The sequence below is a fragment of the Streptomyces hokutonensis genome (assembly GCF_042751305.1).
GTDB classification, from domain to species: domain Bacteria; phylum Actinomycetota; class Actinomycetes; order Streptomycetales; family Streptomycetaceae; genus Streptomyces; species Streptomyces hokutonensis_A.
Genome location: NZ_JBHYWD010000011.1, coordinates 350,214 through 374,068, shown reverse-complemented (window position 1 = coordinate 374,068; position 23,855 = coordinate 350,214). Strand labels below are relative to the sequence as shown.

The window sequence follows — 23,855 nt, the reverse complement described above, 5'->3', positions numbered from 1 at the left end:
CCAGCACCATGGTGGCGAGACGTTGTTCGGTGACAGCCACGGTCCACTCCGATCACTGGGGTCTTCACCCAGTACGACCGGACAGCCCCGCGATCTGTGACGGCTCAGGACGTGGTGCCGCCCTCTAGAGAGGCGACGTAGGGTGCCAGCTTCTCCGGGTTCATGACCCACATGGCGCGCTCGACGCCGCGTTCCGAGATGTCGAGGGTCAGCAGGACCACCGCCGTCTCCCCTGCCGTGACGAGGACGGCCGGTCCGCCGTTGGCCTCTACCCAGTGGATCTCCTTCTCCGGCCAGAAGCGCGGCGCGAAGGCGGCGAGGTACCGGGAGACGTGCACGAGGCCGACGACCGGGAACTTGGACGCCCCGCGCAGTCCGTTTCCGTCGGTGTAGCTGACCACGTCCTCGGCGAGGATGTTCTCCAGCACGGCCAGATCGCCGCTCTGTGCGGCGGCGAGGAAGACCTCCATCAGCCGCCTGTGCTCGGTGGCATCGACGGGCTTGCGGCGCTCCGACGCGATGTGTCTGCGCGCGCGGCTCACCAGTTGACGTGTGTTGGTCTCGCTGGTCTCCAGCATGTCCGCAATCTGCCGGTAGGGGTAGTCGAAGGCTTCGCGCAGCACATAAGCCGCCCGTTCCACGGGGTTGAGCCGCTCCAGCAGGAGGAGCACCGCCGTGTCGAGCGCCTCGGCCCGCTCGGCGCCCAACTGTGGATCCGCGCGCGTGTCGACCGGCTCCGGCAGCCAGGGGCCGATGTACGACTCACGGCGCACGCGCGCGGACTGCGCGACGTTGAGCGCCAGCCGCGCGGTGACGGTGGCGAGGAACGCCTTCGGCTCGCGGACGACGGCACGGTCGGTGTGCTGCCACCGCAGCCACGCCTCCTGGAGTACGTCCTCGGCCTCCGTGGCGCTGCCGAGCACGCGGTAGGCGATCCCGAAGAGCTGGGGACGCGCCGCCATGAACACGTCCGCCGCCTCGTCGAGGGAATCCGTGCCGTCCCCGATACCCATGCGTGCCGCCTTCACTTCCGACCAGGTTCGCGCAAGCGCCCGCTCATGCTACGGCGGCCCTCGCCTGCCGATCGCGCCCGGCGGGTTCCGCGAGGGCGCGATCGTCACGCAGGTCAGGTGCTCGTCATCGCCTGGGCGGCGGCGCGGTCGACGTCGAGTTCGGCGACCAGGCCGCGCAGGACGGGGCCGTACTCGGGGTGGGCGAGCGCGAACGCCATCTGGGCGACCATGTAGTCGGCCGGATTTCCGGTGTCGTACCAGCGGCCCTGGATGACCTGTCCGTACACCGCGCGGGTGGCGGCGTAGGCGTTGATGGCGTCGGTCAGGTAGACCTCGCCGGTCCTCGTCTCGTACCAGCGGCGGGTCTGCTCACGCAGTTCGTCGATGATTCCGGGGGTGACGACATAGCCGCCGATGGCCGCGTACGACGACGGCGCGGCAGCGGGCTCGGGCTTCTCGACCAGGCCGGTGATGCGCAGTTGCCCGTCCCCGAGGTCCTCCTTGACGATGGGCACCCCGTAGCGCTGGGAGTCGACGGGGTCCATCGGCATCAGGGCCAGCACCGGGCAGCCGGTCTGCTCATAGGCGCGCACCAGTTGCTGGGCACGGGGGACCTCGGCCACGAAGACGTCGTCGGGCCACAGCACGAGCACCGGCTCGTCGCCGAAGGCACGGGCCGCGTTCAGCACGGGGGTGCCGTTGCCGTAGGGACCGTACTGGTCGAGGTAGGTGATGTGGCCCCGCCGGGCCAGTTCCGCGACCTCCTCCACCGCGTCCGCGTAGGCCGTCTTGCCATCCTGGCGGAGTTGGTCGACCAGGGCGGGGTTGGGCCGGAAGTGCTCCTGGATCAGGGACTTGCCGCCCGAAACGACGATGGTGATGTCGGTGATGCCGGAGTCCACCAGCTCGCGGACGGTGTGCTCGATGACCGGCTTGTCGCCGACCGGCAGCATCTCCTTCGGTGTCGCCTTCGTCAGTGGCAACAGCCGGGAGCCGAGCCCGGCGGCGGGAATCACGGCCCTGCGAATCGTCGGGGACATCACGTCTCTCTCCGGTCGAGCGTCGTGTGCCCGTCGGGAGGCACACCCCGCCGACGCTACCAACGGCCCGCGCCGAACCCCACGGAGCGCTCGACATGAAGATCGAGTACAAGCCATGCGCGGTGGTACGAGCGACGGACCACCGCGAGCTGCTTGTCGCGGTCCAACGCGCCCGCGTTGGTGAGCACTTGGACACGCACATATGTACTGTCGCCGTCGACGTTCGAAAAAACCTCCCCGGAAATCTCGTGCACGAAGGCGGCGGTGTTCTTGCGGAACATCGGAATGTCGGGGACCTGCTCGACCTCCATCAAGGCTGCCGCCAGGTCACGGGCGAGTCGACGACATGAATGTCGACCACCTCCACCTCCAGCCCGGCAGCGCCTGCCCGTCAAGTCCGCCCCGGACGAATACCACTACGGCCCGGCCGACCCGCCCCCGCGGTCGGCGGCGTTCGCATGCGGACCCTGCAGAAATACGGCCGCGTGCACAACTCCGAGCTGGAGGCGCGCTCCGACGTCGTGATCAGCCTCACCGGCGCCGACGAGACGACGTGCGCGACGGTGCAACTGTGGCCTACGGCCTACCTGTTCAAGCGCGGCCACCGCATCCGCGTCCGGGTCTCCAGCGGCGCGTTCCACCGCTTCGACCGCAACCCCGGCGCCCGTGAACCCCGCGTCATCGCCATCGTCCTCCGGGCCGCCGACCAGCAGGTCTGCCACGACCCCGAGCATCCTTCCGCCATCGTGCTGCCGATCCGGCAGAACGCCTGACGAAAGCTCTACTCGCGCGGGGGCCGCCCACCGGATTCACAGCGAGCCGAGCAGGCCGTTCAGGATGCCGTCCTCGGCGAGGTAGAAGGCGAGACCACTCACGGGAGCAAGCACGGCGCACAGCCAGTAACGGCGCACCCCGGCACGCGCCAGACAGACGGTCAGGACAAGGGTGATCAGCGCGCCGACGGCCAGAAAGGCGGCCGCCTCTCCCCAGTAGTGGAGCGCCAACCCCAGCCAGAGCGCCTCCCCCAGAACCACCATCGCGATGGCCGCCCCGGCCACGGCCCGTATGTCCCCCCGCCCACGCCGCACCGTCCATCCGGCCCATCCCAGCAGCGGTCCTCCGGCCACCCCGGCCGCCGACCACACCGCGGCGGTTCCGAGCCCTCCGGCCCCGAAGGTGTCCCCGAGTGCGGACGCCCCGTAGTAGCCGCCGCAGGTGGCGAGCATCATCAACGCGCCGCCCCAGACGGCGAGTTGCCGGGCACGGATCAGCGCACCGGCCACAGCGGTCCAGATGATCCAGGTGGACACCGAGTTGGTCGCCCGCTCCAGCAGGGGTGACGCCCCATGCAGGTCGTACGTCGCCCAGCCGAGCAGCAGCCCGAAGGCCACGGTCGCGGCGAGGACGGCGGCAGGGGCGTCACGTCGGGACGCAGTTGCTGTGGTCATGGCCGCGTACTATACACATGACGTATACATTCAATGTATAGTGATCGGTCCGGGGGCGAATCGAGATCCGTTCCGGTCGAACGACGAGGAGGGACAGGTGAACCACCCCTCCCCCTCGTCATACGTGACAGCGGTCAGCTCTTGCCGGGCAGCCGCCAGATCTGGTTCTTCGTCGCGTACCGCATCCGGCGTGCTGAGGCGCACAGGCAGTGCGCCGCGTCGCCCGGCACCGCAGAGGCACCGTCGTTGAGCGAGCCGGCGTCGCCTTCCGTGATGGTGCCGCCCCGCTCCGCCGTACGGAAGACGGGTCGCAGCCCGGCCAGGACCTCCGGCGTGGATCCGGCCCGGATGCCCTCGTCGCGCGTCAGGTCGACGCCTGCGATCGGCGCCACCAGGTCATCGCAGAATCTCAGCTCCCTTGCCCAGTGGGCGAGTTGATGGGAGCGGGCGGCGAACTCATCCTGCCGCTCGCGGGATATACCGAAGCGCTCCCGGAGCTGCTCATTGGACTAACCGAGGGTCACCGTCCACTCCTTCGGCACCGCCGGTTGACGGTGGTGCCGGGCACGCTCACCGGGAGACCGGCGGGCAGGATCCGGTGCAGCTTCTTGAAGACACCGGTCTCGTGCCACCGGCTCGGTCGCGGCGTCTTCTCGGGCCAGGGCCGAAGCAGGGATTCGATCAGGTCCCACAAGTCGTCATCCACGGTCCAAGGCCGATTTCCCGCACCTCTCGAACGGCCGAATCGTCCCGCTGCCAACGCTCGACCGGCGTTGGAACCCAAAGCGTGCCTTACGTGCCGGTTCATTCCGGCCGATCAGCCGTGGGGATACTGATGCGGTTTCACCAGCCCGCTCTGGTAGGCGATGACGACGAGTTGGGCGCGGTCGCGGGCGTGGAGTTTGGTCATCGCACGTTGGATGTGGCTGCGGACGGTCAACGGGCTCAGAACGAGCCGGTCGGCGATCTCGGCGTTGGACCTGCCGTGTGCGGCCAGGGTCATGACCTCGCGTTCTCGATCGGTCAGGGCCTGGACGGCATCAGGGAGCGCGAGGTAGCCGTCGGTGTCCGGGCTGGCCAGGAAACGCATGATGAGCGTCCGGGTGGCGATCGGCGAAAGGAGGGACTCTCCGGCAGCGACCGTGCGGATGCTCGACAGCAGGTCGTCGGGGCGAACGCCCTTGCCGAGGAAGCCGCTCGCGCCGGCCCGTAGCGCTTTCGCGACGTTCTCGTCGTTCTCGAACGTGGTGAGGATGAGGATGTGGGTGTTCGCCAGTTCCGGCCGGGAGCAGATGACCGCGGTGGCCGCGACTCCGTCGAGGTTCGGCATGCGGATGTCCATGATCACCACGTCGGGGTGGTGGGTGGCGGTGAGGTCGACGGCTTCGTGTCCGTCGGCGGCCTCCGCGACCACGGTCATGTCCTCGACCGAGTCGATGAGGATGCGGAAGGTGGCTCGGAGAAGAGCCTGGTCGTCGGCGAGCAGAACGCGGATGGTCATGGGGCGGGGCTCTCGTCGTCGCTGGTGAGGGGAAGGGTGCAGGTGACCTCGAAGCCCCCTCGCGGGCGGTGCTCGGCGTGGAATGTGCCGCCTGCCGCCGCCGCGCGCTCGCGCATGCCGAGCAGGCCGAAGCCGCCCGAGTGGGGTGCGGCCGTGGGCCGGTCTGTCGGAGTGTCGTTGGTGACGGTCATGGTCAGGGAGCGTGGGGTGTACGTGAGCCGGACCTGTGCGGTGCGGGTGGCGGCGTGCTTGGTGACGTTGGTGAGCGCTTCCTGGAGGATCCGGTAGGCCGTCAGGTCGAGCACGGGGGTGAGTGGGGACGGTGTTCCTTCGGTGGTGACAGTCACCTGCAGCCCGGCCGCCGCGCATGCGTCCACCAGGTCGGGCACCTGCTGAAGCCCGGGTGCGGGACTCAGGTCGTCTCCCGGGTCGGTGTCCTGGCGCAGGAGTCCCACGGCGGCTTTCAGTTCACGCAGGGCCGCTGCCGTCGACTCCGGCAGGTTCGCCACGATCTCCAAGGCCTTCTCGGGGTCGATGCGTGCGACGTGGGCCGCGGTGCTGGCCTGAGCGTCAGCGAGGGTCAGATGGTGGGCGACCACGTCGTGCAGTTCCCGGGCGATGCGCATGCGCTCCTGGACCACCCGGTGTCGTGCTTCTTCCTCGCGTTCGCGCGCCGCATGCTCTGCGCGGGCCAGGGCGTACTCACGGCGTACCCGGACGTAGCTGCCGAAGGCCGCGGACAGCAGCACCCAGGCCGCCGGATTGACGATGGCGAGGATCAGGGAGTTGTAGAAGGAGGGGAGGAACAGGCCTGCGACGATCATGCCGGCGGCGGCCGTCAGCGCGCTGTTCCAGGTGGTGCGGCGAGCGGCACGCGCGCTAACGGCGTACTGCGCGACCAGGAGGGGACCCATCACCCCTGGAGTGAGGAGGTAGCCGAGGGCGCCGAGGCCCATGGTGCACACCAGGGCCACGGCGAGAACCTGGAGCGGGCGCTCTCGGCGCCGGAACAGCGCCGCGCAGGCGACGGCAGGCAGGGCCACACCGGGCCACAGCCACGGTGTCTCGGGCATGACCGTGCGGGTGAAGGCGACGCCGCCGACAGTGAGGGCGAACAGCAGGATGAGGGTCGCGGTTTCGACGGCCCTTGGCCGGGCCGCTGCCCTGCGCTGCCAGTTTGTGCTCATCACGCTCCGAGACAGTTCTCCGGGCAGACTACTTGGGCCCGTGGGCGGGCAGCGGCGCCGTCAGGTCCGGCGCCGCTGCCCACAACTGCGGACCGGTCAGACGTGGGCCGGTTCCTGCTGCGTGGGCGCGCTGTCTTCCGGCCCGGTGCCGTGGGCCGGCGGCCGCGTGAGCCCGGCGCCTTCGACGTCGACGCGGGGCAGCAGCCGATCGAGCCATCCCGGCAGCCACCACGCCTTGTCGCCGAGCAGCGCGAGTACCGCGGGGACGAGCGCCATGCGTACGACGAACGCGTCGAACAAAACCGCTACGGCGAGCCCGAACCCGATGGTTTTGATCATGGACTCGCCGGAGGCGACGAACCCGGAGAACACCGCCATCATGATCACCGCGGCGGCGACCACCACCCGGGCGCTGTGCCGGAACCCGGAGACAACTGCCTCGGGAGCCCGGTCGCCATGAACGTACGCCTCCCGCATACGCGCGACCAGGAACACCTCGTAGTCCATGGCCAGGCCGAAGACGATGCCCACCAGGAAGACCGGCATCAGGCTCATGATGGGACCGGACTGTTCCACGCCCAGCAGGCTCGCGCCCCAGCCCCACTGGAAGACCGCGACAACCGCGCCGAGGGCGGCCAGCACGGACAGCAGGAATCCGAGGGCGGCCTTGACGGGCACGAGTACGGAACGGAAGACCACCAGCAGCAGAAGCAGTGCCAGGATGACGATGACGGCCAGGTAGGGCACGAGGGCGCTCTGAAGGGCCTGTGCGACGTCGATGTTCATCGCGGTGCTGCCGGTGACCTCGAAGGTCGCGCCGGTCGACTTTTCGAGACCGGCGCGTTCCGAGCGGATGGTCTTGACGAGGTTCTTGGTGTCCTCGGTGTTCGGGCCGGCGGTGGGGACCGCCGAGAAGAGCGCGGTGTCACCGGCGGGGTTGAATCGCGCGGGAGAGACGGACACGACGCCGCTCGTGGCGCCGATCTCCTTGGCGATCCCGGCGGCGGCCGCCTTGGGGTCGGCCGCGCCCCTGGCGTCCACGACGATCGTCAGCGGCCCGTTGAAGCCGGGTCCGAAGCCGGCGGCGAGCGCGTCGTAGGCACGTCGCTCGGTGGAGGAGACGGGCTTGGACTCGGCGCCCGGCATGCCCATCTCCAGGTGCGCGGCGGGCAGGGCCAGGACGCCCAACCCCACGGCACCGGCGACCAGCACGGTCACCGGGCGGCGCAGGACGAACCGCGCCCACCGTGAACCACCGTTGTGGGTACCGTCGTTGCCCGCGGTCGTGGACGGCCGGGCGGTGACCGGGCCCCGCTTGCGCGCACGGCGGGAGAGCACCGCGTCGGGCCACATCCCGAGCAGGGCCGGGACCAGGGTGAGGGCGACCGCCACCGCGACGACCACGGCTCCCGCCGCGCACAGGCCCATCTTGGTCAGCATCGGGACGCCGACCACCGACAGGCCCGCCAGCGCGATGACGACCGTCAGACCTGCGAACACCACGGCCGAACCGGCGGTGCCGACGGCCAGGCCGGCCGCTTCACCCGACTCGTGTCCGTTCGCGCGCTCCTCCCGGTAGCGGGAGACCACGAAGAGGGCGTAGTCGATGCCGACCGCCAGCCCCAGCATCGAGGCCAGGGTCCCGGTGGTCAGGGAGAGACCGAGAGTGCTGCCCAGGGCCAGGATGGACGCCGTGCTGATCCCGACGCCGACGACGGCGGTGAGCAGGGGAAGCCCGGCCGCGGCGAGAGATCCGAAGGTGATCAGCAGCACGACGGCGGCGAGGGCGATCCCGACGGCCTCGGCGGACCCGCCGGCCGCGGGCTGCTCGGCGAGAGCGTCTCCCCCGACCTCGACGGTGAGGCCGGAGTCACGCGCCTGATCGATGGCCTTCTCCAGCGCGGCCTTGTCCGCGTCGGTGAGATCGGCGGCCTTCACCTTGAAGTTCACGGTGGCGAAGGCGGTGGAGCCGTCCTTGCTGACCGCGTCCGCCGTGAACGGGCTCACCGCGCCGGCGACCTCCGGCTCGTCGGCGGCCTCGTGCACGAGTGCCTCGATGGCTGCGCGGTTTCCGGACGCGGTCACCTTCTCGCCCTCGGGTGCGGCGAACACGATCCGCGCGCTCGCGCCGTTCGCGTCCGTGCCGGGGAAACGCTCTCCGATCAGGTCGAAAGCCTTCTGCGCCTCGATGCCCGGCATGAAGGACGTGCCGCTGTCGGAGGCGGCGGGAGCCTTGGCGGCGCCGAGGCCGACGGCGCCCAGGATCAGGACCCACAGCAGCGTCACGAGCCATCGCCGTCGGAAGGCGGTCCGGCCCAACCGGTACAGGAAGGTAGCCACGAGAAACGGATCTCCAGGTCTGGATTCGGGTAGATCACCAGACTGGCCGGACTAGGGGTGGCGAGGCATCGTGCTGGTGCTGGCACCTTTGCTTGGTGCCGCTGCACCAGCCGACGCGCTCCGGCCATCCTTGAGATGGAGCACCGGATACGACCTGGGGATGACATCGCGCCGCGCTGCGTCATCAGGTCGCCGCGAACGAACGATGCATCCGCCCGCTTCCGCTGGCGCACCTTCCTGACGGGGGTGGAGCATCAACGAAACGCCGCGTGGCCGGTGAGGGCCTGCCCGATGACCCGGGTGTGCATCTCGCTGGTGCCCTCGTAGGTCAGGACGGACTCCAGGTTGTTGGCGTGGCGCAGCGGCGAGTACTCCAGGGAGATGCCGTTGGCACCCAGGACGGTGCGGCACTCGCGCGCGATGGCGAGGGCCTCGCGGACGTTGTTGAGCTTGCCGAGTTTGATCTGCCCGGGGCGGATACGGCCCTGGTCCTTCAGACGCCCCAGGTGCAGGGCGAGCAGCGCCGCGCCACCGAGGGACACGCTCATGTCGGCGAGCTTCTTCTGGGTGAGCTGGAAAGCGCTGATCGGCTAGCCGAACTGGACGCGGGAGTCGGCGTACTCGATGACCGTCCGCAGCGAGTCGCGGGCCGCACCGACCGCGCCGAACAGGATGCCGAAGCGGGCCTCGTTCAGGCAGGACAGCGGGGCTCGCAGACCCTCCGCGAGGGGCAGCCGCGCCGAGTCGGGCAGCCGCACGTGGTCGAAGGACAGCTCGGAGGTGATCGAGGCGCGCAGCGACACCTTCTGCTTGATGTCCTGGGTGGTGAAGCCGGGCGTGCCGCGCGGCACGAGGAAGCCGCGCACACCCGCCTCGGTCTGCGCCCAGACGGTGGCCACGTCGGCGATACCGCCGTTGGTGATCAACATCTTGGAGCCGTTGAGGATCCAGTCGCCGCCGTCGCGGACCGCCCGGGTGCGCATCCCGGAGGGGTTGCTGCCGAAGTCCGGCTCGGTCAGGCCGAAGCAGCCGATCGCCTCACCGGCGGCGAGCCGGGGCAGCCATTCCTGCTGCTGCTCCTCCGAGCCCCACTTCCAGATCGAGTACATCGACAGCGAGCCCTGCACCGAGACGAAGCTGCGGAATCCGGAGTCCGCGGCCTCCAGTTCCATGCAGGCGAGGCCGTAGCCGACCGCGTTCGTGCCGGCACAGCCGTAGCCCTCCAGGGGTATGCCGAGTACGCCCAACTTGCCCAACTCGGGGGCGAGTTCGCGGGCGAAGTGCGCGTTCTCGAACCACTCCGGGATGTTTGGGCGTACCCGGTCGGCGAGGAACCTGGCGACGGGTGGCCTGGATCTCGCGTTCCTCGTCGGTGAGGGTGGAGGAGAGGTCGAGCAGGTCGAGGGGGTCCTTCATCGGCTTGGCGCCGCTCATCGTGTGCTCCAGGGGTGAGTGTCGGTCAGGAGTCCAGCCCGAGATCCGGGTCAGGGTGCCGGACGCCAGCAGCCGCAACAGGCGTTGCCCGATCGCTGGTTCGGGTGATGCGCCCAGATGGATCACTCACGGTGTTGGAAGTGAGTCTCCTGTGCGTCGGCCACAGCTTGACCTTCTGATCGGGTGAAACGACGGGGTGACGACCTGCCGCAGCTCGCTGAACGCTCCGACGTTCCGAAAACGATCCGGCCCCCCGCAGTGGTGGTGTCGAGGTTCCTGTGGGGCCAATTGAGGATGGCTGCTGCTGCGCGCCTTCGGCCCCGCGGCGGTCGGCCATGCGACGGTCTCGGCGGCGGTTGCGTTCCGTCAGCGCCGGGCTGCTCGCGGAGACGAAGCCGCGGTTCCTCAGGACATCAGACTCGGCGGACGGGCAGGTGGCGGCATGGCGGGGACGGCAGCGGTGGGAGCTGACGGGGGTGCGGCGGGGGCACGGCGGGTGCTCGCTCCGCTGGCGTTGGCGCAGTTCATCTGCAGCTTCGCCGGCTCCAACATGAACGTGATGATCAACGACATCAGCGAGGACCTGGACACCACCGTGCAGGGTGTCCAGGTCGCGATCACGATCTTTCTGCTGGTGATGGCCGCGCTGATGATCCCGGGAGGGAAGCTGACCGACAAGTGGGGGCGCAAGCGCTGCCTGCTGGCGGGGCTCGTGGTCTACGGGGTCGGGGCGGTGCTCAGTGCGGCCGCGCCGGGGCTGGGCTTGCTGATCCTCGGCAACTCGATCCTGGAGGGTGTGGGTACGGCGCTGCTGATCCCGCCGGTCTACATCCTGACCACGCTGCTGTTCACCGACACGGCGTCCAGAGCGCGTGCGTTCGGCGCCATCATGGCGATGGGCGGGATCGGGGCGGCCGCCGGTCTGGCGGCATCCCGTGTGTGGCTGACAGCGTTTGCGCCCCGAACAAGCGCCGACCGGTCTGCCCATCATCGCGACATCGGGCGCCCCTGGCCACTTCTGGCCGGAGGCTCCCCCCCTATCGGTCAGCAGCTCCTTTCTGGTTCAGGACCCGGGTCAGTTCGCGGTTGGCCGCGCGGACAGCCTCCAGCTCTGCGGCCCTTTCGCCCCCGAGCGTCCCAGCCCGTGACCTTCACCGCTGCAAGGTCGATACTTTCCAGAGGGGCGCTCCCTCCGCCCCTCGTCCGACCGACCCCCAAGTATCTGACGACCCGTCATCAAAGTCAGCATTAAGTCAGCATCAGACCCGCCAGGAACCGCTTTCGACCGCCAAGGACCGCCAAGACCGAAATCCGACGCAACCCCATCCGCCCAGCAAAGTCCCAGGTCAGAGCCCCATCTGCTGGTGTCATCAGGAGGTACCCATGAAGATGTTGATCAACGTCGCGGAAACCGTCGTCACGGACGCGCTGCGGGGCATGGCCGCCGCCCACCCCGAGTTGACCGTGGACGTCGAGAACCGGGTGATCGTACGGCGGGACGCCCCCGTGGCCGGGCAGGTCGCGCTTGTTTCCGGTGGGGGGTCGGGGCACGAGCCGTTGCACGGTGGGTTCGTGGGTCCGGGGATGTTGTCCGCGGCCTGTCCCGGCGAGGTGTTCACCTCCCCCGTGCCGGACCAGATGGTGCGGGCCGCGGCGGCCGTGGACAGCGGGGCCGGGGTGCTGTTCATCGTGAAGAACTACACCGGGGACGTCCTCAACTTCGACATGGCGGCCGAGCTCGCCGAGGACGAGGGCATCCAGACCGCAAAGGTGCTGGTCAATGACGATGTCGCCGTCACCGACAGTCTGTACACCGCCGGGCGGCGCGGCACCGGCGCCACGCTGTTCGTCGAGAAGATCGCCGGTGCCGCCGCGGCCGAGGGGCAGCCGCTGGACCGGGTGGCGGCGATCGCCCGGCAGGTGAACGAGAACTCGCGCAGCTTCGGCGTCGCGCTCAGCGCCTGCACCACCCCCGCCAAGGGCAGCCCCACCTTCGATCTGCCGCCGGGCGAACTGGAGTTGGGCGTCGGCATCCACGGCGAGCCGGGCCGGGAGCGGCGGGCGATGATGACCTCCGGGGAGATCGCGGACTTCGCCGTGCACGCGATCCTGGAGGACATGCCGCCGAGCAATCCGGTGCTGGTGCTGGTCAACGGCATGGGCGCGACCCCGCTCCTGGAGCTCTACGGCTTCAACGCCGAGGTGCACCGGGTGCTCGCCGAGCGCGGGGTGGCCGTCGCCCGCACACTGGTCGGCAACTACGTCACGTCCCTCGACATGGCGGGCGCCTCGGTCACCCTGTGCCAGATCGACGAGGAGCTGCTGCGGCTGTGGGACGCGCCGGTGAAGACGCCGGGACTGCGCTGGGGCGTGTGACACGTCGGCGCGATCGGCCAACTCACCCACCACGCAAGGAGATCCAGTGCTCGACGCCGACTTCTTCCGCCGTTGGATGACGGCGACCGCCGCCTCCGTCGCCCGCGAGGCGGGACACCTCACCGACCTCGACTCGCCCATCGGCGACGCCGACCACGGCGCGAACCTGCAGCGCGGGTTCACCGCCGTGGCGGCCACCCTGGAGAAGGAGGCGCCGGACACCCCCGGCGCCGTCCTGACCCTCGCCGGGCGACAGCTGATATCCACCGTCGGCGGCGCCTCGGGGCCGCTCTACGGCACGCTGCTGCGCCGTACCGGCAAGGCGCTCGGGGACGCCGCCGAGGTCAGCGAGGAGGAGTTCGCCGGCGCGCTGCGCACCGGAGTCGACGCGGTCATGACCCTCGGCGGTGCCGCGCCCGGGGACAAGACCATGATCGACGCGCTGGTCCCGGCGGTCGACGCGCTGCCTGAGGGCTTCGCCGCGGCGCGGGCCGCCGCCGAGGCGGGCGCCGTGGCCACCACTCCCCTTCAGGCCCGCAAGGGCCGGGCCAGTTATCTCGGGGAGCGGAGCATCGGGCACCAGGACCCGGGCGCCACTTCGTCCGCGCTGCTGATCGCCGCCCTCCAGGAAGCCGTGGAGGCCGACGGTGAGTGAGGAGAAGCTCGTCGGGATCGTGCTGGTGTCGCACAGCGCCCAAGTCGCCGCGTCCGTGGCCGAGTTGGCGCGGGGCCTCGCGGGCGGCGGCGCGGCCGTGCCGCTCGCTCCGGCCGGCGGCACCGAGGGCGGCGGGCTCGGCACCAGTTCCGAACTGATCGCCGCCGCTGCCGCGTCCGTCGACCGCGGCGCCGGGGTCGCCGTCCTCACCGACCTGGGCAGCGCCGTGCTCACCGTGAAGGCCCTGCTCGCCGAGGGCGACGAACTCCCGGCCGGCACCCGCCTGGTGGACGCCCCGTTCGTCGAGGGCGCGGTGGCGGCGGTCGTCACGGCGTCGACGGGAGCGGACCTCGACGCGGTGGAGGCGGCGGCCTCGGAGGCGTACACCTACCGGAAGGTCTGAGGCGCACACCTGTCGGGCGGCTCGGCTCGGGGACTACGAAACCCCCTCCGCCGCGATCGCCAGCGCCGCCCGCAGCGTCTCCGCCACCTCGGCCTCCCCGGTCACCGCGTCCGGCGCGGTCCCGGGCGGGCTCCACGCGAACCGTTCGACCGCCGCGCGCAGTGCAGCGTTGAGCATCGCCGCCTGGATCATGGGGCGCAGGTCGCCCGCGGGCAGGCCGGCGCGGTCGGCGAGGGCGCGGGCGAACGCCGGTTCCGCCTCGTCGTAGGTCTGGAGCCAGATCGCGCGCAGGCCCGGTTCGGTGCGGGTGAGGCGTACCAGGGCGCTGCCGGTGGCGCCGTCGGGGCCGGTCGCGGTGAGGAGGCCGGTCGCGAGGTCCGGGTCGCAGAGGTCCTCCAGGGGGAGGCCGGGCGGCCACTTCCGCAGCCGGGCGGCGATGACGTCGATACCGGCCGAGAGCAGCGGTCGTACGCAGCTCTCCTTGCTCGGGAAGTAACGCCACACGGTGCGTGCCGAGACGCCGACCGCCTGGCCGATCTGTTCGCCGGTGGTCGCCGCCACGCCCTGGGCTACGAACAGTTCCACCGCCGCCCGGGCGATCTCCAGCCGGATCTCGGCCTTGCGCGCCTCGGTGAGCGGCGGTCGTCCCGTGCGTCCGCTGGATGCGGTCATCAGTTCCCCTCCGGCTGCGGTGGTGACCTCCCGGGATTCTGCACCATGACCCACCCCGCGACTTTATGTCACTTGCAGACATTAAGTCGTATGGTGAGTGCGCAACGGGCCCGGAGGCCTCGCACGACGAACAGGAGCACCCCATGACCAGTGGACTCGACGGACGCAGTGTCATCGTCACCGGAGCGGGTTCGGGCATCGGGCGCGCCGCCGCGCTCGCCTTCGCCGCGGAGGGCGCCAAGGTCGTGGTGGCCGACCTGAACGCCGACGGCGCCGGAGCCGTCGTCAAGGAGATCGAACAGGCCGGCGGCACCGCCGTCGCGGTCACGGGCGACCTCAGCGAGCAGGCCGTCGTCGACGAGGTGACCGCGACCGCCATGGAGCGGTTCGGCGGGGTCGACGTCCTGGTGAACAACGCGGGGATCATGGACCGGATGTCGGCCCTCGCGGACGTGGCCGACGCGGAGTGGGAGCGGGTCATCCGGGTCAATCTGACCGCGCCCTTCCTCCTCACCCGGGCCGTGCTGCCGCACATGCTGGCGGCGGGCCGGGGCGCGATCGTGAACACCGCCTCGGAGGCCGGCTTCCGCGGCAGCGCGGCGGGCGCCGCCTACACGGCCTCCAAGCACGGGGTCGTCGGCCTGACGAAGTCCCTCGCGGTGATGTACCGCAAGCAGGGCATCCGCGCCAACGCCATCGCCCCGGGCGGTACGGCGACCAACATCTCCGTGGACGCCGACCAGACCGCCCTCGGCCCGGCGGCGCTCGGCCCGCACTTCGTCAACATCGGCCGCGTGGCCCAGCCGGAGGAACAGGCCGCCGCGATCGTGTTCCTCGCCTCGGACGCGGCGAGCAACATCAACGGCGCGATCCTGCCGGTCGACGACGGCTGGTCGGCGGTCTGACGCCGTCAGCCGCCCGATGCCCTACGCCCCTCCCGCGCGACCGCTCCCCCTACGAACAGCCGCGCCAGCCGCTGCCCCTTCTCCACGGCGGCGGCGTGGTCCTCGATGGGCTTCACCCGGGCGTCCTTGAACACGATGTAGGTGACCCCGGTGTCCGTCCCGCCGCCGCGCGGATCGGCGCGGATACCGAGGGCCTTGGCCGTGGCGTACGAAGCCTCGCCGATGATGTCGTGCGGGCCGACGTCTCCCACGACGGCGTACTGCACCCGGTCCCGGTAGACGACGGCGGCGACCGAACCGCCGCCGATCCGGTGGTCCCGGTGGTTCCAGAGGGGGCTGGCGGCCGGGACCACGATGTACGGGAGCCGCTCGGCGTCCAGATAGCGGCCGTCGGACTGCTGGTACGCCGTCATGGCCGAGAAGAGCGGGTCGGTGCGAGCGTTGCAGCGCGCGCCGGCCTGTCCGTCGCAGTCGATGTCCATGTCGGCCTTCCAGTAGACGGCCTCCTTGGTGCCGCAGACCGGGATCGTCGCGGGTTCGCCGTCGTCGGTGCGGTACCGGCCGCGCGAGACGGGGGCGCAGTCACGCACCTTGGCCAGCAGGTCGGCCGCCGCGACCTCGCCCTCGCGCGGCGCCGCCGGTCCCGCCTGGGGTCGGGCGAACGCGGCGGGTGAGGCGGGCAGCGTGGTCGGGGCGAGCAGGGCGGCGCCGGCCGCGACCAGCGTCAGCGTCTGGACACGCACGATGAGGACCCTCTCCTGGGGGATCTGACGGACACTCAGCCCACCCTGGTACCGGTCCGGTCACGCGGCCACTGATAGGGGGCCGGACGGTGCACGGCCCCGAATCCCGGCGAGTCCGGGTCACTCCCGACGGGGGCCGGGGGGCCGAGCCATGTCGGCTCCGGCCGCCCGACCGCCCGCGCCGGCGCGGGATCAGCGACGACAGCGGTCCGCGCCACCGGCATGAACTCCCCACTCACAGGGGTGAGTTCAGCCGTGAGGAACTCAGCATACGTAACGTTCGCGACCGATCTTCAACGGCGCCCCTCTTGATGCGATTGCCCCACCCGCGTCATATTGGTCCGGACCTTTCAGCTCGTGTGATGCCCGTGCAACGCCGGGGAGGCAGAATCGTGCGACGCGTCCGGGCCACCCTCGCTCTCCCTCGTGCCGCCCTCACCTGTGCCGTTCTCCTGCTGCTCGCCTCCTGCGGCACGGGTGGCGACGGAGACGGCCACGCACCCGGAGCCCCGGCCGGAGTCACGGCCGCGGCGGGGAGTGCGACCAGCGTGCACGTCATGTGGGACGCGGTGACGGCAAGCCCGGCCGTCAGCACCTACGAGATCTATCGGGGCACCACGAAAGTGAAGGAAGTACCAGGTTCCGAGCACATGATGGACGTCACCAGGCTCAAGCCCGCGACCATGTACTCCTTCTCCGTGCGGGCCCGGGACACCGACGGCCGCCTGGGACCGCGCAGCCGGGAGGTGAGGGCGCGGACACCGGTCGCCGTCGCGGCCGACCACTCGGCGCCCACCCGCCCGAGCACACCGCGGGGCCGGGCCATCGGCAGCGGGGCGGTCCAGCTGTCCTGGGGCGGCTCCACGGACGACCGGGATGTGGTGTCGTACGACATCTACCAGGGCGGGGCGAAGATCCACAGTGTGGGCGGCGCCCAGACGGCGACCGTGGTCACGGGGCTGCGGCCCGGCACGCGCTACTCCTTCACGGTGCGGGCCCGGGACGCCGCCGACAACCTCTCCCCCGCGAGTACGGCCGTCCCGCTCACCACGGCGCCGGGCAGCGACGACGGGTCGGGCACCGCTCCCACCGACTTCAGCGCCAAGACGCACCGGGGCGACGACGGGGCGTACTACATCGACCTGTCCTGGGTGCCGCCGCACACGGACGGGGTGGTCACGGAGTACCAGATCCACCTCGACGGACAGCCGGCCACCTCCCTGGTCTGGGGCGGGACCGCCCCGAGCGACCGGGCGACGTACAGCTTCTATGTGGGCCGGAAGACCGGGGACAGCCACCGGGTGCGGCTCAGGGCACGGCTGCCGGACGGTACGTGGGGAGGGTTCTCGGCCGAGCGGACGGTGACGACGGGCGCGGCCGGGCCATAGGAGAACCGTAGGATTCGGCTCATGCCCCATGGGAATTCCAATGGCTCGCCGCACCCCGCCCCGGCCACCGCCGCACCGCTCGACCTCTCCCTCCTGCGCACGTTCCTCGCCGTGCACCGGGCCGGTTCGTTCACGGCGGCGGGGCGGCTGCTCGGGCTGTCGCAGCCGACGGTGACGACTCAAATCCGGTCGCTGGAGGACCAGTTGGGCCGGGAGCTGTTCGAGCGGCGGTCGCGCGGTGTCGTGCCGACCTCGGTGGCGGACCAGTTGGCCGCGCAGGTCGCGGCGCCGCTGGACGAGCTCGCCGTCGTGGCGGACCGCGGCACCGTCGGCGCGGACCAGCCCCCGGAGCCCGTACAGCTGGCGGGACCGGCCGAGCTGCTGTGCACCCGGGTACTGCCCGCACTGGCACCGCTGACCGACGAGGGCGTACGGCTGCGGATCAGCCCGGGGCTGACGGACGATCTCCTCGACGGGCTGCGGGGCGGCCGCTACGACCTGGTGATCGCCACCGCCCGGCCGCGCGGGCGGACACTGACCTGGGAGCCGCTGGCGGACGAGGAGTTCGTGCTGGTCGCCGCGCCGGCGTGGGCCGAGCGCATCGGTGCCGGGCGGGTCGCGGCGGAGGGGCCCGCCGCGCTGCGCGGGGTGCCCCTCGTGTCGTACGCGGAGGATCTGCCGATCGCCCGGCGCTACTGGCGGCACGTGTTCGGCACCCGGCTCGGCGGACAGGCCGCGATCACCGTGCCCGATCTGCGCGGGGTGCTGGCGGCGGTCGTGGCGGGTGCCGGGATCACCGTGCTCCCCCGGTATCTCTGCCTGGACGAGCTGGCGTCCGGCGCGCTGGTGCCGCTGCTGACGCCCGAGGACCCACCGATCAACACCTCGTATCTCACCCGCCGCCCCGGCTCTCCGGACAACCCGCACGTCACCCTCGTACGGGAGCGACTGCTGCGGGCGGCGCCCGCCTGGTGAGCGCGCGCGTGACCCGGGCCGCGTCCCGTCCCTGAGCCGGACGAAGGAATCCGTCACCTGCCCGGTCGCCGTCCGCATGCGGGACGGGCCCGGGGCGCGTTGGCTTCCTTGGAGGCAGCACGGCCGTTTCCCGATCCCGGCGGCGCAAGGGATGTTCCGCCAACCGTGCCGTTGGAGGGCAGTCCCATGCGCACTTTCCAGCTACTACTCCGCTCCGGCCTGACCGTGACAGCCGCCGCAGTTCTCCCCCTCGCCCTGACCGCCGGCCCGGCCGGCGCGGCTTCGGGGATCTCCGTGAGCACGACCGGGACCACCGTCTCGGTCACGACCAGCGCGTGCTCCCAGAACCGCACCACCGGCGTCTGGGGCACCGGCTCACTGCTCACCAGCAGCCAGGCGAGCTTCGCCGAGGGCCGGAAGGCGACCCTGGCGGGCACCACCGTCAGCCAGTCCACCGCCTGGACGAACGTCACTCCGGGCACCTACACCGTCATCGTCATGTGCCAGAACGCCTCTACGCCCGCGGGCACCCAGTCCGTGATCGTCTCCGCCGCCGCGACCCCCACAGTCACCGCCACGGCCTCGCCCTCGCGCGGTGTCATGGGCGGGCTCGGCGGGGCCGCCAAGGACTACGGCCCGCTCACCCTGGGAGTCGGCGCGGGCCTGGTGGGAACCGGCGTCATCGCGACGGCCTGGTTCCTGCGCAGACGCGCGAAGCCGTACCGACTCTGACCGTCCCCACGAGTGAGGGGCCGCCCTGTCCTCGGGCGGCCCCTCCCCCATGTCCTACGGCAACTCGGCGAACTCCTCGATCGCGTGCGTGAGCCACTGCGTCCAGAAGGTCTCCAGGTCGATGCCCGCGCGCAGCACGAGATGCCGGAGCCGGTCCTGCGGGCTGTCCCTGTCCGGCGGGAAGTCGTGCTTCTCGATCTCCTCGTACTCCGCCAACTGCCGCCGGTGCAGGTCGAGATGGCGGCGCAGGTCGGCCTCGATGCCGTCCGTGCCGACCACCGCCGCCGCGCGCAGCCGCAGCAGCATCGTGTCGCGCAGCGGCTTGGGGTCCTGGGCGGAGGCGGTCCAGCGGGCCAGTTCTGCGCGGCCCGCGGGCAGGACCTCGTAGCTCTTCTTCTGGCCGCGGGCCGGCTGCTCGGGGGTGAGCGCCCTGATCTGGCCCTCGGCCTCCAGTTTTCCCAGCTCGCGATAGATCTGCTGATGCGTCGCCGACCAGAAGTAGCCGATCGACTTGTCGAAGCGCCGGGTCAGCTCAAGCCCCGAGGACGGCTTCTCCAGAAGGGCGGTGAGGATCGCGTGCGGGAGTGACATGGGGTCATCCTAGGGAGGTCGTCAGAGGGCGGCGGCGACCTCGGTGCCCTGCTTGACGGCCCGTTTGGCGTCCAGTTCGGCGGCCACGTCGGCACCGCCGATCAGGTGCACGCTGCGTCCGGCGGCGGCCAGTTGGTCGTAGAGGTCGCGGCGCGGGTCCTGTCCGGTGCACAGCACGATCGTGTCGACGGCGAGGACCGTGCTCTCCCCGCCCACGGTGACATGCAGTCCCGCGTCGTCGATCAGGTCGTAGCGGACGCCGGGGACCATGGTGACGCCCCGGTGCTTGAGTTCGGCGCGGTGGATCCAGCCGGTGGTCTTGCCGAGTCCGGCGCCGACCTTGGTCTCCTTGCGCTGGAGGAGGTGGACGGTGCGCGGCGGGGCGGGCCGCTCGGGTGCGGCGAGGCCGCCGGGTGCCGCGTAGTCCATGTCGACGCCCCAGGCGCGGAAGTACGTCTCCGGGTCCTCGCTCGCCTTGTCGCCGCCGTCCGTGAGGAACTCCGCGACGTCGAAGCCGATGCCGCCGGCGCCGAGGATCGCGACGCGCTCGCCGACGGGGACGCGGTCGCGCAGGACGTCGAGGTAGCCGACGACGCTGGGGTGGTCGACGCCGGGGATCTCGGGGGTACGCGGGGTGACGCCGGTGGCGACGACCACCTCGTCGAAGTCCTCCAAGTCATCTGCCGCCGCAGGGGTGTTGAGGCGTACGTCCACCTCGTGCTCGGCGAGCCGGGTGCGGAAGTAGCGCAGCGTCTCGTCGAACTCCTGCTTGCCCGGGACCTGTCGGGCGACGTTGAGCTGGCCGCCGATCTCGCTCGCGGCGTCGAACAACGTCACCTGATGGCCGCGTTCGGCGGCGGAGACCGCGCACGCGAGTCCCGCCGGTCCGGCACCCACGACCGCGACGCGTTTGCGCAACCGCGTTGGGGTGAGGACGAGTTCGGTCTCGTGGCAGGCGCGCGGGTTGACCAGACAGGAGGTGATCTTCCCGCTGAAGGTGTGGTCGAGGCAGGCCTGGTTGCAGCCGATGCAGGTGTTGATGGCGTCGGAGCGGCCGGCGGCGGCCTTGGCGACGAAGTCCGGGTCGGCGAGCATCGGGCGGGCCATCGACACCATGTCGGCGTACCCGTCGGCGAGCAACTGCTCTGCCAGTTCGGGGGTGTTGATGCGGTTGGTGGTCACGAGGGGGATGGCCACCGCGCCCATCAGCTTCTTGGTCACCCAGGTGTACGCGCCGCGCGGCACCGAGGTCGCGATGGTGGGGATGCGGGCCTCGTGCCAGCCGATGCCGGTGTTGATGATGGTCGCCCCGGCTGCCTCAACCGCCTTGGCGAGACTGATGACTTCGTCGAGCGTGGAGCCGCCGGGGACGAGGTCCAGCATGGACAGCCGGTAGACGATGATGAAGTCCTCGCCGACCGCCTCGCGCACCCGGCGGACGATCTCGACGGGGAAGCGCACGCGGTTCTCGTAGGAGCCGCCCCAGCGGTCGTCGCGGTGGTTGGTCTGGGCGGCGACGAACTCGTTGATGAGGTAGCCCTCGGAGCCCATGATCTCGACGCCGTCGTAGCCGGCCTGCCGGGCGAGGCGGGCCGTGCGGACGTAGTCCTCGATGGTCTGCTCGACCTCGGCGTCCGTGAGCTCGCGGGGCTGGAAGGGGCTGATCGGCGCCTGGAGGGGGCTCGGCGCGACGAGGTCCTGGTGGTATGCGTACCGGCCGAAGTGCAGGATCTGCATGGCGATCCGGCCGCCCTCGCGGTGCACGGCGGCGGTGATCCCGGCATGCTGGGCGGCCTCGGCGTCGGTGGTCAGCTTGGCGCCGCCCTCGTAGGGCCGGCCGGCCTCGTTGGGCGCGATGCCGCCGGTGACGATCAGGCCGACTCCGCCCCGCGCGCGGGCCGCGTAGAACTCCGCCATGCGCTCGAAACCGCGCTCGGCCTCTTCGAGGCCTATGTGCATGGAGCCCATGAGGACCCGGTTGGGCAGTGTGGTGAAGCCCAGGTCGAGGGGGTTCAGCAGGTGCGGGTAACGGCTCATCGGGCCCTCCGTACGCGGTGTCGTGCCTCTTTTGTAGAGGACGGAGCAGTGTTTGTGCAACTAGTTGCATAAAGGCGATGGACGGGCCGGACGTCCCGGATTCACAGGGAGCCGTTACCTGTTCCTTATCGGGGGGAGTCGAGAATCACAGGGAGGCGTGCCGCGGGATGCCGGACGCCCGGGGCGAGGGAGCGAGCCGTGACGCACGACCCTGAACACGACGACCACAGCGCTGGGGCGATACCGCCGATGCCGGACCACGCACCCGAGTGGGAGGTGCTCACCGGGCCCGGCGGCGCCGAGCGGGACCACGGTCTCGACCGGCTGTGGCGGCAGCGTTCGAAGCGGGCCCGGGCGGTGATCGCCGCGGTCACCGTGGGCGTGCTCGCGCTGGGCGGAAGCGTCGCCTACGCGGCTACCTCCGGAGGTTCGGGCAGCGACGCGATGCCCGCCGCCGGGTCCCCCGCGCCGTCCGGTTCGCCGTCGCCCGGCGGGCCCGGCTTCCGGCACGGGGGCGGCATGTGGTTCGGCTTCGGGGTCGGCGGCAAGGCCGTGCACGGCGAGGCGACGGTCAAGGACGACTCCACCGGCAAGTGGGTCGTGCGGATCTGGCAGCGCGGCACGGTCACGAAGGTCGCCGGCGACCAGGTCACCGTCAAGAGCGACGACGGGACCTCGTGGACCTGGACCGTGGGTTCCGATGCCACGGCCCAGAACTCCGCCGCCCTCAAGAAGGGCGACACCGCCTCCCTGATCGGCACCCGCTCCGACAGCGGCACCAGGACCGCCGACCGGGCCTTCACCGGCACCCTCGACCGCAAGGACCAGGACGGACCGGGCGGGTTCCCGGACGGCCACGGCCCGTGGGGACGCGGCGGCCCGAGCGGTTCACCTTCGCCCAGCCCGTCCGGCAGCGGCGCTACGACCTGACGGAGCCGGCCGGAACGACACCGATCAAGACGTTGGCGTACAGCTCCTCGGAGTAGGCCGACCGCGTCTCGAGACCGGCGCTCCTGAACGCCTCGACCGCTGACGGGAGTTGGCGCTCACTGGTCTCGACGAGCAGGCAGCCGCCCGGGGCGAGCCAGTCGCGTGCCCCGGCGGCGACCTCGCGGAGTATGTCGAGGCCGTCCGCGCCGCCGTCGAGAGCGACCAGCGGCTCGTGCTCACGCGCCTCCGCGGGCAGCAGACCCACCTCGCCGCTGGGGACGTAGGGCACGTTGGCCGCGAGGATGTCGACGCGCCCGCGCAACTCGTCGGGCAGCGCGGCGAACAGGTCGCCGGTGTGGACGTGCCCGCCGAAAGCGGCGACATTGCGGCGGGCGCAGCGGGTGGCGGCGGGGTCGATGTCGGCGGCGTGCAGTTCGACTTGGCCGAGGGCGGCGGCGAGGGCCGCGCCGACCGCGCCGGAACCGCAGCACAGGTCCACGACGACGGACGCGCGCGGGGCGTGGGCGAGGGCCTGTTCGACGAGGAACTCGGTACGGCGGCGGGGCACGAACACACCGGGTTCCACGGCGATGCGCAGACCCCTGAACTCGGCGTGGCCGACGACGAGTTCGAGGGGCAGGCCCTCGACGCGGCGGCCCACCATGGCGGCGACCTCGTCCGGGGTGCGGGCGGCGGCGAGGATCAGCCGCGCCTCGTCCTCGGCGAAGACACAGCCCGCGGCACGGAGCGCGGCGACGACGGAGGCGGGGGAAACGGGGGAAAGAGGAGGCATGGAAGCCGAGAGCCTTTCGGAAGGTGGCCGAAGGGCGCTCTCGCGGTCACCTGCTACCGGTGATCCGAGCTGTCCTGAGGTGAGAGCACCCGGCATGACACAGCGGAAATGGGTCTCACCTCCCAGGAGTTCAGGGCCGCGGACGTCCGCGACGGAGGGCAACAGTACCCGAGGCAGAGGGCTGACGAGGAGCCGGGCTCCCCTCTGAGTTGTACTGTGCAACCAGGAGAGCGAAGGAGACGCAGTGCGAGCGGACCGGGCCGTGGAGACCATCCAGCGCGAGATGACGACCTTCGCGCGGCGCGCCCGGGCCTCGGCCGGCCGGCTGCACCCCGAGCTGTCCCTGGTGTCGTACACCCTGCTCAGTCACCTGGAGGAGCGCGACGGCCGCCGGGCCACCGACCTGGCCGCGCACTACGCCCTCGACAAGTCCACGGTCAGCCGCCAGGTCGCCGCCCTGGAGCGCGCCGGCCTCATCGAACGGCGCCCCGATCCCGAGGACCACCGCGTCCAGGTCCTGCATCTGACCGACGCCGGCCGCCGGATCCTCGCCCAGGTCACCGAGAACCGCCAGGCCGCCTTCCGTGAACGGCTGGCGGACTGGCCGGAGGAGGATCTGCGGCGGTTCGCCGGCTATCTGGAGCGCTACAACGCGTGGCCTGGCGAGGTTCCCGCCGAGGAGAACTGAGGAG

General features: G+C 71.1%; 24 protein-coding genes and 2 pseudogenes. 11 read left to right on the top strand and 15 right to left on the bottom strand.

Annotated features, from left to right (window positions below; genetic code table 11):
• Positions 1–104 precede the first annotated feature (104 nt).
• The 3 genes from ACFXC1_RS29205 to ACFXC1_RS29195 form a co-directional block, all read right to left on the bottom strand.
• Positions 105–1,013 carry an RNA polymerase sigma-70 factor gene (locus tag ACFXC1_RS29205; RefSeq protein WP_381247746.1) on the bottom strand — a complete coding sequence of 303 codons (909 nt, stop codon included), beginning with the start codon at positions 1,011–1,013 and terminating at the stop codon, positions 105–107.
• 113 nt (positions 1,014–1,126) lie between these two features.
• Positions 1,127–2,053, bottom strand: a complete 927-nt coding sequence (locus ACFXC1_RS29200) for a UTP--glucose-1-phosphate uridylyltransferase (RefSeq protein WP_381247745.1) — start codon at positions 2,051–2,053, stop codon at positions 1,127–1,129.
• A 56-nt stretch (positions 2,054–2,109) separates the two neighbouring features.
• The gene (locus ACFXC1_RS29195; protein WP_381247742.1) at positions 2,110–2,364 is read right to left on the bottom strand and encodes a hypothetical protein; all 255 of its coding nucleotides are present in this window, start codon (positions 2,362–2,364) and stop codon (positions 2,110–2,112) included.
• A 147-nt stretch (positions 2,365–2,511) separates the two neighbouring features.
• Here ACFXC1_RS29195 and ACFXC1_RS29190 point away from each other — a divergent pair, with 147 nt between their 5' ends.
• A complete protein-coding gene (locus ACFXC1_RS29190) occupies positions 2,512–2,826 on the top strand; it encodes a CocE/NonD family hydrolase C-terminal non-catalytic domain-containing protein (RefSeq protein WP_381247740.1) in 315 nt (104 codons plus the stop codon).
• Positions 2,827–2,862: 36 nt separating this feature from the next.
• Here ACFXC1_RS29190 and ACFXC1_RS29185 read toward each other — a convergent pair whose 3' ends face one another.
• The 7 genes and pseudogenes from ACFXC1_RS29185 to ACFXC1_RS29155 form a co-directional block, all read right to left on the bottom strand.
• Positions 2,863–3,501 carry a DUF6518 family protein gene (locus tag ACFXC1_RS29185; RefSeq protein ID WP_381247737.1) on the bottom strand — a complete coding sequence of 213 codons (639 nt, stop codon included), beginning with the start codon at positions 3,499–3,501 and terminating at the stop codon, positions 2,863–2,865.
• Between the two features lie 134 nt (positions 3,502–3,635).
• The gene (locus ACFXC1_RS29180; RefSeq protein WP_381247789.1) at positions 3,636–3,980 is read right to left on the bottom strand and encodes a thiolase family protein; all 345 of its coding nucleotides are present in this window, start codon (positions 3,978–3,980) and stop codon (positions 3,636–3,638) included.
• A gap of 41 nt (positions 3,981–4,021) precedes the next feature.
• On the bottom strand, positions 4,022–4,207 hold the full coding sequence (locus tag ACFXC1_RS29175; RefSeq protein ID WP_381247734.1) for a hypothetical protein: 186 nt from the start codon (positions 4,205–4,207) through the stop codon (positions 4,022–4,024).
• Between the two features lie 111 nt (positions 4,208–4,318).
• The gene (locus ACFXC1_RS29170) at positions 4,319–5,002 is read right to left on the bottom strand and encodes a response regulator transcription factor (RefSeq protein WP_381247731.1); all 684 of its coding nucleotides are present in this window, start codon (positions 5,000–5,002) and stop codon (positions 4,319–4,321) included.
• Positions 4,999–6,189 carry a sensor histidine kinase gene (locus tag ACFXC1_RS29165; RefSeq protein ID WP_381247729.1) on the bottom strand — a complete coding sequence of 397 codons (1,191 nt, stop codon included), beginning with the start codon at positions 6,187–6,189 and terminating at the stop codon, positions 4,999–5,001. Before ACFXC1_RS29165 ends, ACFXC1_RS29170 begins: the two co-directional genes overlap by 4 nt.
• Before the next feature lie 96 nt (positions 6,190–6,285).
• Positions 6,286–8,529 (bottom strand): MMPL family transporter, encoded by a 2,244-nt coding sequence (locus ACFXC1_RS29160; RefSeq protein WP_381247726.1) that lies wholly within the window; start codon positions 8,527–8,529, stop codon positions 6,286–6,288.
• 254 nt (positions 8,530–8,783) lie between these two features.
• A pseudogene (locus ACFXC1_RS29155) lies at positions 8,784–9,963 on the bottom strand (acyl-CoA dehydrogenase family protein).
• Between the two features lie 442 nt (positions 9,964–10,405).
• Here ACFXC1_RS29155 and ACFXC1_RS29150 point away from each other — a divergent pair.
• From ACFXC1_RS29150 to ACFXC1_RS29135, 4 genes and pseudogenes are all read left to right on the top strand, one after another.
• Positions 10,406–10,918: pseudogene (locus ACFXC1_RS29150) on the top strand (MFS transporter); the annotation flags it as partial.
• 428 nt (positions 10,919–11,346) lie between these two features.
• Entirely contained in the window at positions 11,347–12,339 is a 993-nt protein-coding gene (dhaK, locus tag ACFXC1_RS29145; RefSeq protein ID WP_093630807.1) for a dihydroxyacetone kinase subunit DhaK, read from the top strand.
• A gap of 46 nt (positions 12,340–12,385) precedes the next feature.
• A complete protein-coding gene (dhaL, locus tag ACFXC1_RS29140) occupies positions 12,386–12,994 on the top strand; it encodes a dihydroxyacetone kinase subunit DhaL (RefSeq protein WP_381247723.1) in 609 nt (202 codons plus the stop codon).
• On the top strand, positions 12,987–13,397 hold the full coding sequence (locus tag ACFXC1_RS29135; RefSeq protein ID WP_381247721.1) for a PTS-dependent dihydroxyacetone kinase phosphotransferase subunit DhaM: 411 nt from the start codon (positions 12,987–12,989) through the stop codon (positions 13,395–13,397). The genes dhaL and ACFXC1_RS29135 overlap by 8 nt, the downstream gene beginning before the upstream one ends.
• 33 nt (positions 13,398–13,430) lie before the next feature.
• Here ACFXC1_RS29135 and ACFXC1_RS29130 read toward each other — a convergent pair whose 3' ends face one another.
• On the bottom strand, positions 13,431–14,069 hold the full coding sequence (locus tag ACFXC1_RS29130; RefSeq protein WP_381247718.1) for a TetR/AcrR family transcriptional regulator: 639 nt from the start codon (positions 14,067–14,069) through the stop codon (positions 13,431–13,433).
• 143 nt (positions 14,070–14,212) lie between these two features.
• Here ACFXC1_RS29130 and ACFXC1_RS29125 point away from each other — a divergent pair, with 143 nt between their 5' ends.
• Positions 14,213–14,974: an SDR family NAD(P)-dependent oxidoreductase gene (locus ACFXC1_RS29125; protein ID WP_381247716.1), complete on the top strand. Its 762-nt coding sequence runs from the start codon at positions 14,213–14,215 to the stop codon at positions 14,972–14,974.
• Between the two features lie 5 nt (positions 14,975–14,979).
• Here ACFXC1_RS29125 and ACFXC1_RS29120 read toward each other — a convergent pair whose 3' ends face one another.
• A complete protein-coding gene (locus ACFXC1_RS29120) occupies positions 14,980–15,717 on the bottom strand; it encodes a glycoside hydrolase family 75 protein (RefSeq protein ID WP_381247713.1) in 738 nt (245 codons plus the stop codon).
• Positions 15,718–16,109: 392 nt separating this feature from the next.
• Between ACFXC1_RS29120 and ACFXC1_RS29115 the strand changes: the two genes are divergently transcribed.
• The 3 genes from ACFXC1_RS29115 (at position 16,110) to ACFXC1_RS29105 (ending at position 18,812) form a co-directional block, all read left to right on the top strand.
• On the top strand, positions 16,110–17,105 hold the full coding sequence (locus ACFXC1_RS29115; protein ID WP_381247711.1) for a fibronectin type III domain-containing protein: 996 nt from the start codon (positions 16,110–16,112) through the stop codon (positions 17,103–17,105).
• A gap of 21 nt (positions 17,106–17,126) precedes the next feature.
• Positions 17,127–18,080, top strand: coding sequence for a LysR family transcriptional regulator (locus ACFXC1_RS29110; protein ID WP_381247708.1), 954 nt, complete (start codon positions 17,127–17,129; stop codon positions 18,078–18,080).
• Positions 18,081–18,266: 186 nt separating this feature from the next.
• On the top strand, positions 18,267–18,812 hold the full coding sequence (locus ACFXC1_RS29105; RefSeq protein WP_381247705.1) for a hypothetical protein: 546 nt from the start codon (positions 18,267–18,269) through the stop codon (positions 18,810–18,812).
• A 54-nt stretch (positions 18,813–18,866) separates the two neighbouring features.
• Here ACFXC1_RS29105 and ACFXC1_RS29100 read toward each other — a convergent pair whose 3' ends face one another.
• Together ACFXC1_RS29100 and ACFXC1_RS29095 are read right to left on the bottom strand one after the other, a co-directional pair.
• Positions 18,867–19,403 carry a PadR family transcriptional regulator gene (locus ACFXC1_RS29100; protein WP_201047635.1) on the bottom strand — a complete coding sequence of 179 codons (537 nt, stop codon included), beginning with the start codon at positions 19,401–19,403 and terminating at the stop codon, positions 18,867–18,869.
• Positions 19,404–19,424: 21 nt separating this feature from the next.
• A complete protein-coding gene (locus ACFXC1_RS29095) occupies positions 19,425–21,440 on the bottom strand; it encodes an FAD-dependent oxidoreductase (protein WP_381247702.1) in 2,016 nt (671 codons plus the stop codon).
• Positions 21,441–21,638: 198 nt separating this feature from the next.
• Between ACFXC1_RS29095 and ACFXC1_RS29090 the strand changes: the two genes are divergently transcribed.
• Positions 21,639–22,370: a hypothetical protein gene (locus tag ACFXC1_RS29090; RefSeq protein ID WP_381247699.1), complete on the top strand. Its 732-nt coding sequence runs from the start codon at positions 21,639–21,641 to the stop codon at positions 22,368–22,370.
• Here the strand turns inward: ACFXC1_RS29090 and ACFXC1_RS29085 are convergent.
• Complete coding sequence (locus ACFXC1_RS29085; protein WP_381247697.1) at positions 22,360–23,163, bottom strand: putative protein N(5)-glutamine methyltransferase; 804 nt, start codon at positions 23,161–23,163, stop codon at positions 22,360–22,362. The genes ACFXC1_RS29090 and ACFXC1_RS29085 overlap by 11 nt on opposite strands.
• 283 nt (positions 23,164–23,446) lie before the next feature.
• On the opposite strand from ACFXC1_RS29085, the gene ACFXC1_RS29080 reads away from it, so the two are divergent.
• Positions 23,447–23,851 (top strand): MarR family winged helix-turn-helix transcriptional regulator, encoded by a 405-nt coding sequence (locus ACFXC1_RS29080; RefSeq protein WP_381247786.1) that lies wholly within the window; start codon positions 23,447–23,449, stop codon positions 23,849–23,851.
• Positions 23,852–23,855 lie beyond the last annotated feature (4 nt).